Origin of the sequence: Pantoea vagans (genome assembly GCF_001506165.1) — a bacterium.
Classification (GTDB): Bacteria; Pseudomonadota; Gammaproteobacteria; order Enterobacterales; family Enterobacteriaceae; genus Pantoea; species Pantoea vagans_C.
On the sequence record NZ_CP011427.1, the window covers coordinates 1,773,718 to 1,791,448 of the forward strand.

At 53.4% G+C, this 17,731-nt stretch carries 15 protein-coding genes; 9 read left to right on the forward strand and 6 right to left on the reverse strand.

Annotated elements, in window-relative coordinates:
* Positions 1–388 precede the first annotated feature (388 nt).
* Positions 389–3,070: an aconitate hydratase AcnA gene (gene acnA / locus LK04_RS08260; RefSeq protein ID WP_039334687.1), complete on the forward strand. Its 2,682-nt coding sequence runs from the start codon at positions 389–391 to the stop codon at positions 3,068–3,070.
* 38 nt (positions 3,071–3,108) lie between these two features.
* Here acnA and ribA read toward each other — a convergent pair whose 3' ends face one another.
* Positions 3,109–3,702 carry a GTP cyclohydrolase II gene (ribA, locus tag LK04_RS08265; protein WP_039334688.1) on the reverse strand — a complete coding sequence of 198 codons (594 nt, stop codon included), beginning with the start codon at positions 3,700–3,702 and terminating at the stop codon, positions 3,109–3,111.
* 229 nt (positions 3,703–3,931) lie between these two features.
* On the opposite strand from ribA, the gene pgpB reads away from it, so the two are divergent.
* From pgpB to yciH, 5 genes are all read left to right on the forward strand, one after another.
* A complete protein-coding gene (gene pgpB / locus LK04_RS08270; protein WP_039334693.1) occupies positions 3,932–4,696 on the forward strand; it encodes a phosphatidylglycerophosphatase B in 765 nt (254 codons plus the stop codon).
* A 127-nt stretch (positions 4,697–4,823) separates the two neighbouring features.
* Positions 4,824–5,129, forward strand: coding sequence for a LapA family protein (locus tag LK04_RS08275; protein WP_039334698.1), 306 nt, complete (start codon positions 4,824–4,826; stop codon positions 5,127–5,129).
* Between the two features lie 6 nt (positions 5,130–5,135).
* Positions 5,136–6,305 carry a lipopolysaccharide assembly protein LapB gene (lapB, locus tag LK04_RS08280; RefSeq protein WP_039334702.1) on the forward strand — a complete coding sequence of 390 codons (1,170 nt, stop codon included), beginning with the start codon at positions 5,136–5,138 and terminating at the stop codon, positions 6,303–6,305.
* A 206-nt stretch (positions 6,306–6,511) separates the two neighbouring features.
* Positions 6,512–7,219 carry an orotidine-5'-phosphate decarboxylase gene (gene pyrF / locus LK04_RS08285; protein ID WP_039334704.1) on the forward strand — a complete coding sequence of 236 codons (708 nt, stop codon included), beginning with the start codon at positions 6,512–6,514 and terminating at the stop codon, positions 7,217–7,219.
* The gene (yciH, locus tag LK04_RS08290) at positions 7,219–7,542 is read left to right on the forward strand and encodes a stress response translation initiation inhibitor YciH (RefSeq protein WP_039334705.1); all 324 of its coding nucleotides are present in this window, start codon (positions 7,219–7,221) and stop codon (positions 7,540–7,542) included. Before pyrF ends, yciH begins: the two co-directional genes overlap by 1 nt.
* A 71-nt stretch (positions 7,543–7,613) precedes the next feature.
* Here yciH and osmB read toward each other — a convergent pair whose 3' ends face one another.
* Entirely contained in the window at positions 7,614–7,832 is a 219-nt protein-coding gene (gene osmB, locus LK04_RS08295; protein ID WP_039334706.1) for an osmotically-inducible lipoprotein OsmB, read from the reverse strand.
* 221 nt (positions 7,833–8,053) lie between these two features.
* Between osmB and araD the strand changes: the two genes are divergently transcribed.
* The 3 genes from araD (at position 8,054) to LK04_RS08310 (ending at position 10,972) form a co-directional block, all read left to right on the forward strand.
* A complete protein-coding gene (araD, locus tag LK04_RS08300) occupies positions 8,054–8,752 on the forward strand; it encodes an L-ribulose-5-phosphate 4-epimerase (protein WP_039334718.1) in 699 nt (232 codons plus the stop codon).
* Positions 8,753–8,981: 229 nt separating this feature from the next.
* Entirely contained in the window at positions 8,982–9,965 is a 984-nt protein-coding gene (gene kdgT, locus LK04_RS08305) for a 2-keto-3-deoxygluconate transporter (protein WP_039334721.1), read from the forward strand.
* A gap of 140 nt (positions 9,966–10,105) precedes the next feature.
* On the forward strand, positions 10,106–10,972 hold the full coding sequence (locus LK04_RS08310; protein WP_034821448.1) for a crotonase/enoyl-CoA hydratase family protein: 867 nt from the start codon (positions 10,106–10,108) through the stop codon (positions 10,970–10,972).
* A gap of 12 nt (positions 10,973–10,984) precedes the next feature.
* Here the strand turns inward: LK04_RS08310 and pdeR are convergent, their stop codons facing one another.
* From pdeR to LK04_RS08330, 4 genes are all read right to left on the reverse strand, one after another.
* On the reverse strand, positions 10,985–12,970 hold the full coding sequence (gene pdeR, locus LK04_RS08315; protein WP_039334729.1) for a cyclic di-GMP phosphodiesterase: 1,986 nt from the start codon (positions 12,968–12,970) through the stop codon (positions 10,985–10,987).
* Positions 12,971–13,126: 156 nt separating this feature from the next.
* On the reverse strand, positions 13,127–13,423 hold the full coding sequence (locus LK04_RS20075) for a YbdD/YjiX family protein (RefSeq protein WP_071885739.1): 297 nt from the start codon (positions 13,421–13,423) through the stop codon (positions 13,127–13,129).
* Positions 13,416–15,482 carry a carbon starvation CstA family protein gene (locus LK04_RS08325; RefSeq protein WP_039334732.1) on the reverse strand — a complete coding sequence of 689 codons (2,067 nt, stop codon included), beginning with the start codon at positions 15,480–15,482 and terminating at the stop codon, positions 13,416–13,418. The genes LK04_RS20075 and LK04_RS08325 overlap by 8 nt, the downstream gene beginning before the upstream one ends.
* Positions 15,483–15,783: 301 nt before the next feature.
* The gene (locus LK04_RS08330; RefSeq protein ID WP_039336695.1) at positions 15,784–17,718 is read right to left on the reverse strand and encodes an exoribonuclease II; all 1,935 of its coding nucleotides are present in this window, start codon (positions 17,716–17,718) and stop codon (positions 15,784–15,786) included.
* Positions 17,719–17,731: the final 13 nt, after the last annotated feature.

A 17,731-nucleotide genomic window follows, 5' to 3' on the forward strand; every position in this document is an offset into this window, starting at 1 on the left:
ATTATCCGGTGGGCATTTTAAAAGCCCGTCTCTTTAACACTCAGCATTAAAAAAAACGGTGTCATCAGTACAACGCTGAAGACGGTGGACTTTTTTTGCCCGGAATCCGGGAGGGAGTGACTCAATGAATACAACAACTTTTTCATGGTTTAGCGTTTATGCCTTTTCATTTGCATTTTGGGCAGCTGCCGTGTGGGCAATGATGTAATTCAATAACTCAAATTATTCGTCCCGTTATTCATGCCCTGACAATCGTCGGGGCATTTTTCTTTGTGCATTTATGTGTCATTTCGTGTTGTTATCAAATCGTTAACGACAATGTGGTCTATCTTTAACCTAAACCTTGCTGTTTTTGAGGTTTAAAGAAAGGCCCATTAAAGGAGGAGTTATGTCGTTAACCTTACGCGAGCACAGCCAGGATACGCTGGACGTTCGGGCAGAAAAATATCATTACTACAGCCTGCCAAAAGCCGCCCAGCAACTGGGCAATATTGATCGCTTACCCAAATCGATGAAAGTCCTGCTGGAAAACCTGCTGCGCTGGCAGGATGGCGATTCTGTGACTGCGGAAGATATTCAGGCGCTGGTGGACTGGCAGAAAGATGCTCATGCCGACCGTGAGATTGCCTATCGCCCTGCACGCGTGCTGATGCAGGACTTTACCGGTGTACCTGCGGTGGTTGATTTAGCCGCCATGCGAGAAGCCGTTAAGCGTCTTGGCGGCGATGTTGCCAAAGTGAACCCGCTTTCCCCAGTCGATCTTGTCATTGACCATTCTGTTACGGTTGACCACTTCGGCGACGATGAAGCCTTCGATGAGAATGTGCGCCTCGAAATGGAGCGTAACCACGAGCGCTACGTGTTTCTACGTTGGGGACAAAAAGCGTTCAACCGTTTCCGCGTGGTGCCGCCCGGCACTGGGATTTGCCATCAGGTCAATCTGGAGTATCTGGGCAAGTCGGTCTGGCATGAAACCCAGGACGGCAAAGAAGTGGCCTACCCCGATACGCTGGTAGGTACCGATTCCCATACCACGATGATCAACGCGCTTGGTGTGCTTGGTTGGGGCGTGGGCGGTATCGAAGCAGAAGCCGCTATGTTAGGCCAACCGGTATCCATGCTTATCCCCGATGTTGTCGGCTTCAAACTGACCGGAAAACTTCGCCCGGGCATAACCGCCACTGACCTGGTATTGACCGTCACGCAGATGCTGCGCAAACACGGCGTGGTGGGGAAATTTGTTGAGTTTTACGGTGATGGATTAGCTGATTTGCCGCTCGCCGACCGCGCGACCATTGCCAATATGGCGCCAGAATATGGTGCAACCTGTGGTTTCTTCCCGATTGATGAAGTCACCCTGAGTTATATGGCGCTCACCGGCCGTGAGCCTGAACAGGTGGCATTGGTCGAGGCGTATGCGAAACAGCAGGGCATGTGGCGTCACCCTGGTGATGAACCGGTGTTCACCAGCACGCTGGCGCTGGATATGGCCGAAGTGGAATCGAGCCTCGCCGGACCTAAACGCCCACAAGATCGTGTATCGCTGGGTGATGTTCCCGCCGCATTCGACGCCAGCAATGAACTGGAAGTGAATCATGCGCAGAAAGCGCACAAGACGGTCAGCTATCGCGACAGTGAAACCGGCGAAAGTTATCAACTTGATGACGGCGCGGTGGTGATTTCTGCGATTACGTCCTGTACCAATACCTCCAATCCCAGCGTATTAATGGCTGCAGGCCTTTTAGCGAAAAACGCCGTTGAGCGTGGCTTAATGCGCAAACCCTGGGTTAAGGCCTCACTGGCTCCAGGCTCAAAAGTGGTGTCAGATTATCTCGCCGTGGCGCAGCTCACGCCGTATCTGGACGAACTGGGCTTCAACCTGGTGGGATATGGCTGTACTACCTGCATCGGTAACTCTGGTCCGTTACCGGATGTAATTGAAAGTGCCATCAAAGAAGGGGATCTGACGGTCGGTGCAGTGTTGTCGGGTAACCGCAATTTTGAGGGACGTATTCATCCACTGGTGAAAACCAACTGGCTGGCCTCTCCACCGCTGGTGGTTGCCTATGCGCTGGCCGGTAACATGAAACTGAATCTGCAGCGTGACCCCATTGGTCAGGATCATCAGGGCAAAGACGTATTCCTCAAGGATATCTGGCCCTCTCCGGAGGAAATTGCCGCTGCGGTGCAAAAAGTGACCAGTGACATGTTCCACAAGGAGTACGCGGAAGTGTTTGATGGCACGCCAGAGTGGCAACAGATTAAAGTCAGTGAAGCCGCGACTTATGACTGGGATGAAGGGTCCACCTATATTCGTCTGTCACCGTTCTTTGATGATATGGAGGAAACGCCGAAACCGGTTCAGGATATCAAGGGGGCGCGTATTCTGGCGATGCTGGGTGATTCAGTCACCACTGACCACATTTCCCCGGCGGGGAGTATCAAAGCGGAAAGTCCCGCAGGGCGCTATTTGTTGTCGCATGGGGTAGAGCGTACCGACTTTAACTCCTACGGTTCACGTCGTGGTAACCATGAAGTGATGATGCGCGGTACGTTCGCCAATATCCGTATTCGCAATGAAATGGTGCCTGGCGTTGAAGGGGGCTATACCAAACACTTCCCGAGCAATGAGCAACTGGCTATCTATGATGCGGCGATGAAGTATCAGGAAGAGGGCGTGCCCTTGGCGGTCATCGCCGGGAAAGAATACGGATCCGGCTCAAGTCGTGACTGGGCCGCGAAAGGGCCTCGTTTACAAGGTGTTCGCGTGGTTATCTCCGAATCGTTTGAACGTATACATCGCTCTAACCTGATTGGTATGGGCATTCTGCCGCTGGAGTTTCCGGCTGGGGTGACGCGCAAAACCTTGGGGTTGACCGGTGAGGAGTTTATTGATGTGGCCGACCTTGCCCAGCTGAAACCTGGTTGTACGGTGAAAGTGACGCTGACGCGTGCCGATGGCACCAAGGAAACCCTCGAAACACGCTGCCGAATCGATACCGGTAATGAACTGACTTATTACCAAAACGATGGCATTTTGCACTACGTGATTCGTAACATGCTTAACTAAAAGAAAGCCGGGATATTTCCCGGCTTTTCCTTTCTGCTTTAAGACTTAGGCAGCAGATGCCCCATTTTTTCCGCTTTGGTATCCAGATAGTGCGCGTTCTTAGGGTTACGCCCTACCACCAGAGGCACGCGCTCAACAATGTTGATGCCCGCTTCGCTGAGGATTTCGACTTTACGCGGGTTATTGGTCAGCAGACGGACCTCATTCACGCCAAGAAGTTTGAACATATCCGCACACAGCGTGAAATCACGCTCATCCGCTGCAAAGCCCAGTTGATGGTTAGCTTCCACTGTATCGTAGCCTTTATCCTGCAGGGCATACGCGCGAATTTTGTTCAGCAAACCAATGTTACGACCTTCCTGGCGGTGATATAACAGCACACCACGACCTTCTTCAGCGATGGCGTTCAGCGCGGCTTCAAGCTGAAAACCGCAGTCGCAGCGCAGGCTGAACAGCGCATCGCCAGTCAGACACTCAGAGTGGACGCGCGCCAGCACCGGATTGTGATCGCTAACATCACCGTAAACCAGCGCGACATGATCCTGGCCGGTTGCCAGTTCTTCAAAACCAACCATCAGGAAATCTCCCCATGGCGTGGGCAGTTTGGCTTCTGCTACCCGTTTAAGCTGCATGTGACTCTCCAGAACCTTCAGAGGATGCGCTATCATCATGATAACGCACGGGCCCGATTGGCCCGACAAAACTGACAATATTGTGCCACAACATGAACTTTAGCCGTTAATCAGTCAGAGTGATTGTAGTGATAAAGCACAATTATCCAAGCTGCAACGGGTATGTTATTCTTTTTTCAGCTAAAGTTATGCACGGCCTGCTAAATCAGGCGGATCGAAAAGGAACAGGATGTTAAAAATCGCTCAACGAACCACCCTTGGAATGTTGCTGTTATTGATCATGCCGCTTGGCGTCTGGCTATCCGGCTGGCAGTGGCAGCCCGGTGAAAGTGGGCTGTTTTTGCGCGTATTATTTTGGGTAACAGAAACGGTTACGAGCCCGTGGGGCACGCTGACCAGTCTCATTCTCAGTGCCTGGGCATTATGGTGCCTGCGCTTTCGGCTTAAACCCGCCATCCTGTTAATACTGATCATGAATGGTGCCATTCTTGCCGGTCAGTACACGAAATCCTTTATCAAGGAACAGGTGCAGGAGCCGCGCCCCTATGTGGTGTGGCTGGAAAAAAGCCACGGCATTAATGAAGCAGAATTTTACCAGCTCAATCGACAGGGCCGCAGCCAGATGGTTTCGAACTTGTTGGCAAATGACACCCAATTGCCGCAATGGCTAAAGCAGCACTGGGCGTTTGAAACCGGGTTTGCGTTTCCCTCTGGACACACCATGTTTGCCGCCAGTTGGTCGTTGATGGTGATTGGCTTGCTGTGGCCACGTCGTCACAGAGTCACCGTGGTGGTGGTGTTTGCCTGGGCAACCCTGGTGATGGGCAGCCGTTTGCTGTTGGGGATGCACTGGCCGCGCGATCTTGTGGTGGCCACTATCATCTCTTGGTTGTTGGTGACACTGGCCACCTGGCTGGCACAGCGCTTCTGTGGACCACTCACGTTACCGCACGAAGAGCAGCAAGAGATCGCGCAACGTGATGATGTATTGTAATTTCTGATCGCGCCCCCATATGATCGATCAACCTTACAGAAAATGCGCTAACTGATGCGCGGATAAGCAGCATCAGCGCCGCTTTTTTGGCATACTTCTAACGGATAACCTCTCGACAGGACGCAATGTGAAATATTTGCTGATTTTTCTCGTGGTATTGGTCATTTTTATCATCTCCGTCACCCTCGGAGCGCACAATGATCAAATCGTCACCTTTAATTATCTGCTGGCGCAGGGCGAATTCCGCATCTCCACTTTACTGGCTTGCCTGTTTGGCGCTGGATTCCTGCTCGGATGGGCTATTTGCGGTCTTTTCTGGTTACGGATTCGTGTGTCTCTGGCCAATGCGCAGCGCAAGCTGAAACGTATGCAGGCACAGATCGAACAATCAACGGCTGTGACAACCTCTTCTACTGCTGGTCGTCGGGATTAAGTTTCGATGCTTGAATTGCTGTTTTTGCTTCTTCCTGTTGCTGCGGCGTATGGCTGGTACATGGGCCGCCGCAGTGCCTATCAGGATAAGCAACAGGAAGCTAACCGCCTGTCGCGTGAATACGTTGCTGGCGTCAACTTCCTGCTATCTAACCAACAGGACAAAGCCGTAGACCTCTTTCTGGATATGTTAAAAGAGGATAGCGGTACCGTCGAAGCACACCTGACGCTCGGTAACCTGTTCCGCTCACGCGGAGAAGTTGACCGCGCAATTCGCATTCACCAGTCCTTAATGGAAAGCGCATCACTCAGCTATGAACAACGTTTATTAGCGATTCAGCAACTGGGCCGTGATTACATGGCGGCAGGGCTGTACGACCGCGCTGAAGACATGTTCGGCCAGTTGATTGATGAAACGGATTTCCGTATCGGTGCGTTGCAACAGTTGTTGCTGATTCATCAGGCCACCAGTGACTGGCAGAAAGCGATTGAAGTCGCCGAAAGACTGGTGAAGCTCGGCAAAGATAAGCAGAAGGGCGAAATCGCCCACTTTTACTGTGAGCTTGCACTCCAGGCGATGAGCAGCGATGACCTTGATCGCGCCATGAACTTGCTGAAGAAGGGTGAATCCGCCGATCATCAAAGTGCCCGCGTTTCCATCATGATGGGGCGCATCTTTATGGAAAAGGGCGAGTATGCAAAAGCCGTAGTGCATCTGGAGCGCGTGCTGGAGCAGGATAAGGAATTGGTGAGCGAAACCTTACCGATGCTGGAGACCTGCTACCAACGTCTGAATCAGCCAGAAGGCTGGGCACATTTTCTGCAACGCTGTGTTGAAGAGAATACCGGCGCCGCTGCGGAGCTATATGCAGCGGATATCCTGGAACAGCAGCAGGGCCCGGAAGCGGCACAGCTATATATCAATCGTCAGTTGCAACGCCATCCCACCATGCGTGTGTTCCATCGTTTAATGGACTTCCACCTGCATGAAGCAGAGGACGGGCGTGCTAAAGAGAGCCTGATGGTGCTGCGCGACATGGTAGGTGAGCAAATTCGTACTAAGCCGCGCTATCGCTGCCAGAAGTGCGGCTTCACCGCGCATGCGCTTTACTGGCACTGCCCATCATGCCGTGCGTGGTCTTCGGTGAAACCGATCCGCGGGCTCGACGGCCAGTAATGGCCGCGCTTTATTGACTTGTTTAAGCGCGATGTAGTTACAACATACTACAAACTCAAGACTGCCAATTACAACTTAGACATTGTGCCCATTTCCGTTAATCAACGTCTAATCTTCGCCGTGCGATTGTCCTGTCCGGTGTGCGCGGGTAGAATGCTTGCCGTTTGTCCATCGCGCCTGCGGGTGCCCGCTTCTGAGGAAACGTTATGCCTGTTACCCCTTCACCGATTCTGGTGGCACTCGACTATCATGATCTCAACAGTGCACTGCAATTTGTTGACCGCATCGATCCGAGCCAGTGCCGTTTGAAAGTGGGCAAAGAGATGTTCACGCTGTTTGGTCCTTCGCTGGTCAAAACATTGCAGGAACGTGGATTCGACGTTTTTCTCGACTTAAAGTTTCATGACATCCCGAATACTACGGCGCATGCCGTGGCTGCCGCAGCCGATCTCGGGGTATGGATGGTGAACGTCCACGCCAGCGGTGGGGCGCGCATGATGAATGCCGCACGCGAGGCCTTGGTGCCATTTGGTAAAGATGCGCCGTTACTGATTGCCGTCACCGTACTAACGAGCATGGATGCAGAGGATCTTAAAGGGCTCGGCATTACGCTTTCACCGGCAGAACAGGCAGAGCGCCTGGCGCGTTTGACCCGCGATTGCGGCCTGCATGGTGTGGTCTGCTCCGCGCAGGAAGCTGCACACTTCAAGCAAGTGATTGGCCAGGATTTCGCGCTGGTAACGCCGGGTATTCGTCCTGAAGGCAGCGATGCGGGCGATCAACGACGTATCATGACGCCGCAACAGGCGAAGCAGGCGGGTGTGGATTATATGGTGATTGGACGTCCGATCACCCAATCCAACGATCCCGCCGCCACACTGCACGCGATCCTGCAAAGTTTACAGGAGGCCTAATGGCTGACGATAACCGCCTGGTTTACTCCACGGAAACCGGGAGAATCACGACAGAAGAAGCAAAGGCACCGCGTCCCAAAGGGGATGGTATCGTGCGAATTCAGCGCCAGACCAGCGGCCGCAAGGGTAAAGGCGTGTGCCTGATCACCGGTATCGATCTCGACGATGACGCCTTGAACAAACTGGCCGCAGAGTTGAAGAAAAAATGCGGCTGTGGCGGTGCGTTAAAAGATGGCGTGATCGAGATTCAAGGGGATAAACGTGATTTGCTCAAAACCCTGCTCGAAGCCAAAGGCATGAAAGTCAAATTAGCCGGCGGCTAAGATAAGAGCGGGCCACATTGGATGTGGCCCGTGATTAAGTAGATGCGCTGCGTAGCCTGAAGCATTCTTTTTTATTTAGAAACCTGATGGCCGATGATGCCGCCCACGGCTGCGCCACCTACGGTTCCTAATGCACTGCCGTTGGTCAGTACCGATCCACCAATGGCGCCAGCACCGGCACCAATTGCGGTGTTACGGTCGCGTTTAGACCAATTTGAACAACCGCTCAATCCGATGACCAACGTGGTCGCCAGTACAGCTGCGGTGAAACGTTTCATTGTTATTGTCATGACTTTCTCCTTTGTTGTTTGCACAGAGGCAACCTCATAAGTATAGATGTTGCGCAACAAAGCACTTCATCCTGCAGTGTCAAATGGTCTTAATCCTGGAGCCCTGAGCCACACTTTTGTCTGCTCAGCGACTTTCCGCTGCTTTTACAGCGATCCGCTCCATAACATTTTCTCTGGTCGATCAGCACAATTTAGCGATTACCGTTCGCAGGAGAAAAATCATGCTGGAATCCCTCAAGCAGCAGGTGCTGGAAGCCAATCTCGATTTACCACGTTATAACCTCGTCACCTTTACCTGGGGCAACGTCAGCGCGGTAGACCGCGAGCGAGGGCTACTGGTGATCAAGCCATCGGGCGTGAAGTACGAAAACATGAAGCAAGAGGATATGGTTGTTATCGACTTAGAGAGCGGAAAAGTGGTGGAAGGGGCACTGCGTCCCTCATCCGATACTGCCACCCATCGTGCACTCTATCTTGCCTGGCCACAGATTGGGGGGATTGTTCATACCCATTCGCGGCATGCCACCATCTGGGCTCAGGCTGGGCGCGATATCATTGCGCTGGGCACTACCCATGCAGATGACTTTTACGGCACCATTCCCTGTACGCGTGCGATGAAGCGTGAGGAGATTCAGCAAGAGTATGAGTGGAACACCGGGCAAGTGATTATTGAGACATTTGCGCAGCGTCGTATCCAGCCTCAGGATGTCCCTGCCGCGTTGATCAATTCACACGGTCCTTTTGCGTGGGGTAAAGACGCGCATGCGGCGGTGCACAGTGCGGTCGTGCTAGAAGAAGTCGCCTATATGGCGATGCACACAGAGCGCTTACGTGAGGAAATCTCGCCCATATCGCAAAACTTGCTAGACCTGCACTATTTGCGTAAGCACGGTAAAAACGCATGGTACGGGCAGGAGTAACCTTCATTACCTCTTTAAGGCGCCTGTGGGCGCCTTGATTTTTTCCCTGCTTAAACTAGTATGGCGATGCGCGTCATAAAATAAAATGATCATTCATTAAAAATAAAACAACGTTTCATAAATAGACTTGCGATCACTTTTTTCTCCCTGGCCAAAGGTTATGTTGCCTGCCATGCCATCCGGCAAATCATAACGCACCTCCTTCTGGCTCAGTTAAGGTGACACAATTATGCATATCAAACGTGCAATCGATAAAATTCCAGGCGGCATGATGCTGATTCCGCTGTTTCTGGGCGCACTTTGCCACACGTTTTCCCCTGGCGCAGGTAAGTATTTGGGATCTTTTTCCAACGGATTAATGACCGGCACGGTACCGATTTTGGCGGTGTGGTTCTTCTGTATGGGTGCGTCAATCAAACTCAGTGCCACCGGCACAGTACTGCGCAAATCAGGCACTCTTGTGTTGACTAAAATCGCGGTGGCGTGGGTCGTGGCTGCGATTGCTTCGCGTGTTATGCCTGAAAACGGGGTCGAAGTCGGTATGTTTGCCGGATTGTCGACGCTGGCGCTGGTCGCAGCGATGGATATGACCAACGGCGGGTTGTATGCCTCTATCATGCAGCAATACGGTTCAAAGGAGGAAGCGGGGGCCTTTGTGCTGATGTCACTGGAATCGGGCCCGTTGATGACCATGGTGATTCTGGGCACAGCGGGAATCGCATCCTTTGAGCCTCACGTTTTCGTCGGCGCGGTATTACCTTTCCTGGTGGGGTTTGCACTGGGTAATCTCGACCCTGAATTACGTGAGTTCTTCGGCAAAGCCGTACACACACTGATTCCCTTCTTTGCCTTTGCGCTAGGCAATACCATTGATCTGGCGGTCATCGCGCAAACCGGCCTGCTCGGCGTGTTACTGGGCGTTGCGGTTATCATTGTGACGGGCATCCCGCTGATTCTGGCTGACCGACTTATTGGCGGAGGCGATGGTACGGCGGGCATTGCGGCGTCGAGTACCGCAGGCGCAGCGGTGGCAACTCCGGTACTCATCGCCGAGATGCTACCGCAGTTTAAACCGGTCGCGCCAGCTGCCACTGCACTGGTGGCCACATCGGTTATCGTGACTTCTGTATTAGTGCCGATCATCACCGCCGTCTATTCACGACGCGTTAAGCAATCTCATGTTGCCGTCGGGCAGCGTGCCGCCATCAAGTAAGCATACTAATCTTTCCCCGGCCCCTCGGTCGGGGATATCTCTGGATTTTACTTTATAAATCAATCTCTCATTTGGTCTGGCCTCACTCTGGATTACGCTGATGTGGCGTTTAACGCATCACATAACTAGAGGATGAGACTATGACAGTAATTAACCAACCAACTTGCAGATTGTTTACCGAAGTCGGACAAACCACCCAGCTGGCGGCCTACTATGAAGAGGGTCGACACACCATGTGGATGATGCTGCGTGCGCAACCGCGCCCCAGTTTCAACCACGAATTAATTGAGGAGATCATGAATCTGAGCTATGCCGCCCAGCGTTCTGGTCTGCCCATTGATTTCTGGGTAACGGGCTCATTAGTGCCACAGATGTTCAATGCCGGGGGAGATTTGCGTTTCTTTGTGGAGTGCATTCGTAATAACCGTCGTGAAGCGCTCAGGGCTTATGCACGTGCCTGTGTGGATTGCATCCATTCAGCCGCACGTGGGTTTGATACGGGCGCGGTGACGCTGGCGATGATCGAAGGCAGCGCGTTAGGTGGTGGTTTTGAAGCCGCACTGGCGCATCACTTCATTCTGGCGCAGAACAGCGCAAGAATGGGCTTCCCAGAGATTGCTTTCAACCTGTTCCCAGGCATGGGCGGGTATTCATTAGTGGCGCGTCGTTCTGGCATGAAGCTGGCCGAAGAGCTGATATGTGAAGGGGAATCGCACAGTGCAGAGTGGTACGAAACGCGAGGTCTGGTGGATAAAGTGTTCCAGCCAGGCGACGCATACCGCACTACGCGCACCTTTATCGATACCTTACGTCCGAAACTCAATGGTGTACGTGCGATGCTGAAAGCGCGTCAGCGCGTGCTGCAACTCTCGCGAGCGGAGTTAATGGATATCACGGAAGATTGGGTGGATTATGCATTTACACTGGAGCCAAAAGACATTGCTTACATGGAACGACTGGTACAGCTACAGAACCGTCATAGCGCATCCCTGCGCAAAGCCGGATAACCCAGACCAGCGTTAAACGCGGGCAGGATGCTTAGCCAGCCAATGCCCGAGCTGTTCTGCGGGCATTGGTTTTGCATAATAATAGCCCTGACGTCCATCGACACCGTTGGTTAACACGAACTTTTCTTCGGCTTTAGTTTCAATACCTTCAGCGATCACCTGCAGCTCAAGGGCTTTAGCCACAGCAACAATGGCGCGTACCAGTGACTGTGCAACCGGCTGTTTATTGATGTTCCGCACAAAGCTTTGATCAAGCTTAATCGCATCAATGGGTACGCGAGCCAGCTGAGAAAGCGAGGAGTAACCAGTACCAAAATCATCGAGATGAACCTGAGCACCCAGCTCCTGGAACTGTTTCATCAACGACAGCGCGCCCGCTTCATTTTCGATCAGGCAGCTTTCGGTCAATTCGATATCAATCGGACAATCGTTGAGGCCCGCCTCACTCAAAGCCTGCTTCAAATCGCTGTAAATACTTTGATCAATCAGTTGCTTAGCTGAAACATTAACCGCAACTCTTAAGTAGATGCCTTCACTGCGCCACTGAATGATTTGTTGCAACACGTTAAGCATCACCCAGCGGCCAAGTGGCACAATCAGGCCGGACTCTTCGGCATAGGAGATGAAATCTCCAGGCGGCACCAAACCGCGTTCAGGCGAGTTCCAGCGCACCAGCGCTTCAGCGCTGCGCACTTCGCCATCGCGGTCCAGTTTAGGCTGGTAGTAAACCACCAAATGCTCCAGCTCCAGCGCTTTACGCAGGTTGGTATCAAGCCATAAATACTCGAAAACACGCTGGTTCATCTCGTTGGCGAACACGCAGAACTTGCCGCGACCATTCTCTTTCGCGTGATACATCGCGGTATCGGCGTTGCGAATCAGGCTTTCGCGATCTTCGCCATGCAAAGGGGCGAGGGCGATACCAATTGAGCAGCCGCTGTAGACCTCAATCAGGCCGACGCGGAACGGCTGGCGCAGGCGCTCAAGAATGCGCGATGCCATCGCTTCCAGCGCCGCCTGGCTGGTGTGTTCGGCCAGCACCACAAACTCATCACCGCCCAGGCGCGCGAGAGTCTGATCTTTGCCAAGGCAGCTCAGAATGGCTAACGACACGGCCTGCAGGAGTTGGTCGCCAAACATATGGCCGTAAGCGTCGTTAACCTTCTTAAAATTGTCTAAATCGAGGTAAACCACGCCGGTTTGACTGCCGTTAGCCAGTTCCAGTGCCAGACTTATCTGTTGATGGATGGCATTACGGTTCGGCAAACCGGTCACGGTATCGGTATTGGCGAGCACGCGCAGGCGTTCCTGGGCACGTCGCTCTTCTGTGATGTCTGTTCCAGAACAGATGAGGAAAATTTCATTTTTCCCGCTACCACTGTGAACGAACTTATTACGAAACAGAAACAGTCGTTGACCTTTTTTGGTTTTAATCCAGCGTTCTACTTCGTAAGAATTGCCATCGCGGAAGAAACCGGCGATGTTACGACGCGAAGCCTGCGCTTCCTGCTTGGTCATAAACAGCTGAAATACGTTGCGGCCGATCACTTCCTGCTCTTTCAGACCGGTATACTCTTCGCTTAAGCGGTTGAAACGCTGGATGTTACCGCGTTGATCAAGGATCACAATCACCGAGTTAGCTTCAGAAACCACTTGCTCAGCGAAAGATAAGCCCAGCGTTAAATCACGGGCCACGGAAGAGGTGTCTCCCCAGGCGGAAGAGGTGCCGGCCCAGGTGGATTGATTCACTTTGCGCCCCACAAAGTGCATTGGCACGGGCGATCCATGCAAAGAGAGCGTGAGGTTGATACTGGAGGTGATAACCGTCATCGCGCGTAACAGGCTTGCCTGTGCAGGCGTCAGGGCAATCGCCAGATTGGTGCGCGCGTTCTCGTCTTCGGCAAAATGCAGAGCATCGCTATCTGAAGTTAAACGCCAATGAGGGCTGGTTGTGCCAAACAAGGTGTATAGCAGCGTTTGCCCTTGTTCATCGGTCATGGAAACTTCCTCCGGGGAAATGCTCAGCGGTCGGTATCTCATTATTTTAGCAACAGTATTCAACCTCCAGCATCAGCACAAGATGCAAACCAAATATATTTTTGTTTTCACTAAAGAATGGCACGAAAAAGCCCCGAAAATCGGGGCTCAGATTTGTCAGCAAGGACACTTGCCCAGCTTGCCAGCCTGGCTGGGAAAACGCGCCTCAAGGCAATAGCGATGGAAGGCGCGTTCATCCATTGGCGTCTGCCCAGGATGATGTTGGCGCATATGCTTCAGATAAGTTTGATAGTCATGAACGCCAACCATTAAGCGAAAACTTTGTTGTAGTCCCTGCCAGATCCGTTGCCAGCGATTAAGAGTTTGCCCAGCCGTCTCGGTTGCGATCGGTAAGCAGTGCTTGATATGCCAGACACCGACCGGTTTTCTCCAGCGAAAAATGGACTCAGACATTTCGCACCTCTTTACGCAGTGAGATTTCAGATTCGTGGGTGGTAGGCAGGTGGCTGCGCAACGCCCGGCGGATGACAAAGAAGGCGGCAATTAGCATGGTGACGGCCACCAGCATAAAGAACCCGCACAGGGCCGCGTTAATCTGATTACTAAACACGATGGTTTGCATGTCGGCCACGGTTTTTGCCGGCGCGATGATCACACCTTCATCAATGCCCTTACGGAACTTGTTGGCTTGGGCAAGGAAACCAATGGACGGCTTCTCATGGAAGATCTTCTGCCAGCCTGCCGTCATTGAGGTCACAAACAGCCACGCGGTTGGCAGAATCGTCACCCACGCGTAACGCTGTTTCTTCATTTTGAACAGCACCACTGTACCCAGAATCAATGCCATCGAGGCCAGCATCTGGTTGCCAATGCCAAACAGTGGCCACAGCGTGTTGATGCCGCCCAGCGGATCGACCACACCCTGATAAACAAAGAAACCCCAGCCCGCCACGGCAACGGTGGTGCCCGCCATATTACCCAGCCAGGAGCGGTTGTTGGCCATAGAAGGCACCACGGTACCCACCAGATCCTGCACCATAAAGCGACAGGCACGGGTGCCGGCATCCACCGCCGTCAGGATAAACAGCGCCTCAAACAGGATGGCGAAGTGATACCAGAAGGCCATCATCACGCGGCTGTTAAACACTTCGGTGATGATGTGCGCCATGCCTACAGCAAAGGTCGGTGCGCCACCTGCACGGGACAACACGGTGGATTCCCCAACATCACGGGCAATGCCACTCAGCATTTCAGGCGTCACCACAAAGCCCCAGCCGTTAATCACCTGAGAAGCACTCTCCACGGTGGTGCCAATCAGCGCGGCAGGGGCGTTCATGGCGAAGTAAACGCCCGGATCAAGCACGGAGGCGCAAATCAACGCCATAATGGCTACGAACGACTCCATCAGCATCGCGCCATAGCCGATAAAACGGATATGACTTTCGCGTTCCACCAGTTTCGGTGTCGTGCCGCTGGAGACCAGCGCATGGAAGCCGGAGATGGCTCCACAGGCGATGGTGATAAACAGGAACGGGAACAGCGCGCCAGAGAACACGGGGCCGCTGCCATCAATAAATTTGGTTACCGCCGGCATTTTCAGTTCTGGCATGGCAAACAAAATGCCCACCGCCAGACCGATGATCACGCCGATTTTCAGGAAGGTCGAGAGGTAGTCACGCGGTGCCAGCAGCAGCCACACCGGCAGGGAAGAGGCGACGAAGCCGTAGATCACCAGCACCCACGTCAGTTCGGTCCCTTTCAGGGTGAACAGCGGTCCCCAGTAGGGATCGGCCGCCACATCACCACCGTAAATGATCGCTGCCATCATCAGCACAAAGCCAATGATCGAGACTTCAGCGATTTTGCCAGGGCGCAGATAACGCATATAGACGCCCATAAACAGGGCAATCGGAATGGTTGCTGCGATGGTAAACAGTCCCCATGGGCTGTTGGCCAGCGCTTTCACCACCACCAGCGCCAGCGCGGACAGGATGATAATCATCACGCCGAGCGCCCCCAGCATGGTGACTACACCAGCAAAAGATCCCAGTTCCTGACGCGCCATTTCACCTAATGAACGGCCATCACGGCGGGTAGAGATAAACAGAATCAGGAAGTCTTGCACCGCACCGGCCAGCATCACACCGACCAGAATCCAGATTGTGCCAGGCAAGAACCCCATTTGCGCCGCGAGGATCGGGCCAACCAGCGGGCCAGCACCGGCGATCGCCGCGAAGTGGTGACCAAACAGCACCCATTTGTTGGTGGGCACATAGTCGAGGCCGTCATTCAGGCGCTCCGCAGGGGTGCGGCGACGGTCATCCAGTTCGAAAATACGTTCAGCAATAAACAGGCTGTAAAAGCGATAGGCAATGCTGTAGCAGGCCACGGAGGCAATAACCAGCCAGACGGCATTGACGTGCTCGCCGCGGCTGAGTGCCAGCATGGCAAACGCACCAGCACCAATTAACGCCACCGCTAACCAGATCAATCCGGTTTTGACGTTGTTCATGTGTTAACTCCTTGTAGGGACCGGGAAAATAAGCGATCGGATACAACAAGTTAAAAGTAATGTAATGAATTGTTAACGAAAGGGAGTCGAATCAGAAGTGTGAAGCGGGAGGCAAATTTAACTTCAGATAAAACGGAGGAAGGGAAATGCGGGATAGCAGATGTTATCCCGCCAGCATTGCTGCTTATACCCGTCATACTTCGAACCGCAGCTGCGTTGGCTGCGCGTGCTCACCCCAGTCACTTACTGATGTAAGCTTCTGGGGATTCACTCACTTGCCGCAATTCGAATTATTTTGGGTTTAGGCAGCTGGACGCGCCACGACACTGCGGGTTTCCATACGCACTTCGGCGATGGTCACATCGATAATGTCGGTCACGCGATAGGCCACTTCGCCTTTGATCTGCACGGTGCCACTCTCTTGCGAGCACACCAGCTCATCACGCACCGCGTGAATGAACGGGGCAGGGATAAAGGCAACGGCACCATTTTCCAGCAGACGCACACGCATGCCACCACGAGAAACGTCGATAATCTCCGCGCTGAACTTGCGGTCAGTGCCAGCAGACGGCGCAAGGAAACGCGCATACAGCCAGTCACCGACATCACGCTCAGCCATGCGGTTCAGACGACGACGCTCACTCATAATGGTGGTGACGTCATCGTTAGGACGCGCAATGCTCTCGCCACGTACGATAGCTTTTAGCAGGCGATGGTTGATCATGTCGCCGTACTTACGAATTGGCGAAGTCCAGGTCGCGTAGGCTTCGAGGCCAAGGCCAAAGTGTGGGCCCGGCTCGGTGCCGACTTCGGCAAAGCTCTGGAAACGACGGATACGGCTGTCGAGGTATTGCGTTGGCTGTGCATCCAGTTCACGGCGCAGCTGGCGGAAACCGTCCAGCGTAGTGATCGCCTGAGGGTCAACGGTAATACCGTGACCGGCCAACACGCCAGCGGCTTGCTCGGCATTCGCCAGGTCAAAACCGGTGTGCAGGTTGTAAATACCGAAGCCCAACTTCTCTTGCAGCGTTTTTGCTGCACAGACGTTAGCCAGAATCATCGCCTCTTCTACAATGCGGTTAGCGATGCGACGTGGCTCAGAGATGATATCCAGCACTTCGCCTTTCTCACCCAGCACGAAGCGGTAGTCAGGGCGATCTTTGAACACCAGCGCATGGGTTTGACGCCACTCGCTGCGGGCCAGGCACACACGATGCAGCAGACGGATCTGCTCAGCAATGGCGTCATTTTCAGGCTGCCAGCTGCCGGTATTTTCCAGCCAGTCGGAGACTTCGTCATAAACCAGTTTGGCTTTAGATTCGATCCAGGCCGCGAAGAAGTGCACATCGTCAGCCAGGCTGCCGTCTGGCAGCACGGTGACTCGGCAGGCCAACGCTGGGCGACGCACGTCAGGACGCAGTGAACAGACATTGTCAGACAGTTCACGCGGCAGCATTGGGATGTTGAAGCCCGGCAAGTAGTTGGTAAAGGCACGCTTAGACGCGAGTTTATCCAGCTCACTGCCTTCTGCCACATAGGCAGTAGGATCGGCGATGGCGATGGTCAGTGACACGTTGCCGTCGGCGGTGGTTTCGACATACAGCGCATCATCCATATCTTCGGTGCTGGCGCTGTCGATGGTCACGAAGTTCAGTGCGGTCAGATCTTCACGCTGTAAATGTTCGTCGAGCATCTCACCGAAGGCCACTTTCGGCGCTTCGCGCTCCAGATTATGGCGCGACAGGGTGACCCACCACGGCGCAAGGTGATCGTCCGCAGTGACAATGAATTCAGTCAGTTCAGCATAAAAACCGCGATCGCCTTTCAGCGGGTGGCGACGCATTTCTGCCACAGCCCAGTCACCGTTCTGGAATTCATGCGTGACATCGCGCGCCGCGCGGCATTGAATCGCATCTTTCAACAGAGGATGGTCAGGGACAATCGACAGGCGGTCATCCTTCTTCTGGACGCGACCGACAAAGCGGGACAGGAACGGCTCGATCAGGGTTTCCGGCTCGGCACTCTCGCGATCTTTATCAGTGTGGATCACCGCTGAAATACGGTCACCGTGCATCACTTTTTTCATCTGCGGAGGAGGAATGAAGTAGCTTTTTTGGGCATCGACTTCAAGGAAGCCAAACCCTTTTTCCGTGCCTTTCACAACACCTTCGGCGCGCGGAGTTTGCGCGTGAAGCTTCTCTTTCAGCTGCGCGAGCAGCGGGTTATCCTGGAACATAATGTATTTAGTT

Bases quoted from the DNA above. Each gene is read 5' to 3' on its own strand.
- acnA (WP_039334687.1), top strand. From the start codon at position 389: ATGTCGTTAACCTTACGCGAGCACAGCCAGGATACGCTGGACGTTCGG.
- ribA (WP_039334688.1), bottom strand. From the start codon at position 3,702: ATGCAGCTTAAACGGGTAGCAGAAGCCAAACTGCCCACGCCATGGGGA.
- pgpB (WP_039334693.1), top strand. From the start codon at position 3,932: ATGTTAAAAATCGCTCAACGAACCACCCTTGGAATGTTGCTGTTATTG.
- lapB (WP_039334702.1), top strand. From the start codon at position 5,136: ATGCTTGAATTGCTGTTTTTGCTTCTTCCTGTTGCTGCGGCGTATGGC.
- pyrF (WP_039334704.1), top strand. From the start codon at position 6,512: ATGCCTGTTACCCCTTCACCGATTCTGGTGGCACTCGACTATCATGAT.
- yciH (WP_039334705.1), top strand. From the start codon at position 7,219: ATGGCTGACGATAACCGCCTGGTTTACTCCACGGAAACCGGGAGAATC.
- osmB (WP_039334706.1), bottom strand. From the start codon at position 7,832: ATGACAATAACAATGAAACGTTTCACCGCAGCTGTACTGGCGACCACG.
- araD (WP_039334718.1), top strand. From the start codon at position 8,054: ATGCTGGAATCCCTCAAGCAGCAGGTGCTGGAAGCCAATCTCGATTTA.
- kdgT (WP_039334721.1), top strand. From the start codon at position 8,982: ATGCATATCAAACGTGCAATCGATAAAATTCCAGGCGGCATGATGCTG.
- LK04_RS08310 (WP_034821448.1), top strand. From the start codon at position 10,106: ATGACAGTAATTAACCAACCAACTTGCAGATTGTTTACCGAAGTCGGA.
- pdeR (WP_039334729.1), bottom strand. From the start codon at position 12,970: ATGACCGATGAACAAGGGCAAACGCTGCTATACACCTTGTTTGGCACA.
- LK04_RS20075 (WP_071885739.1), bottom strand. From the start codon at position 13,423: ATGTCTGAGTCCATTTTTCGCTGGAGAAAACCGGTCGGTGTCTGGCAT.
- LK04_RS08325 (WP_039334732.1), bottom strand. From the start codon at position 15,482: ATGAACAACGTCAAAACCGGATTGATCTGGTTAGCGGTGGCGTTAATT.
- LK04_RS08330 (WP_039336695.1), bottom strand. From the start codon at position 17,718: ATGTTCCAGGATAACCCGCTGCTCGCGCAGCTGAAAGAGAAGCTTCAC.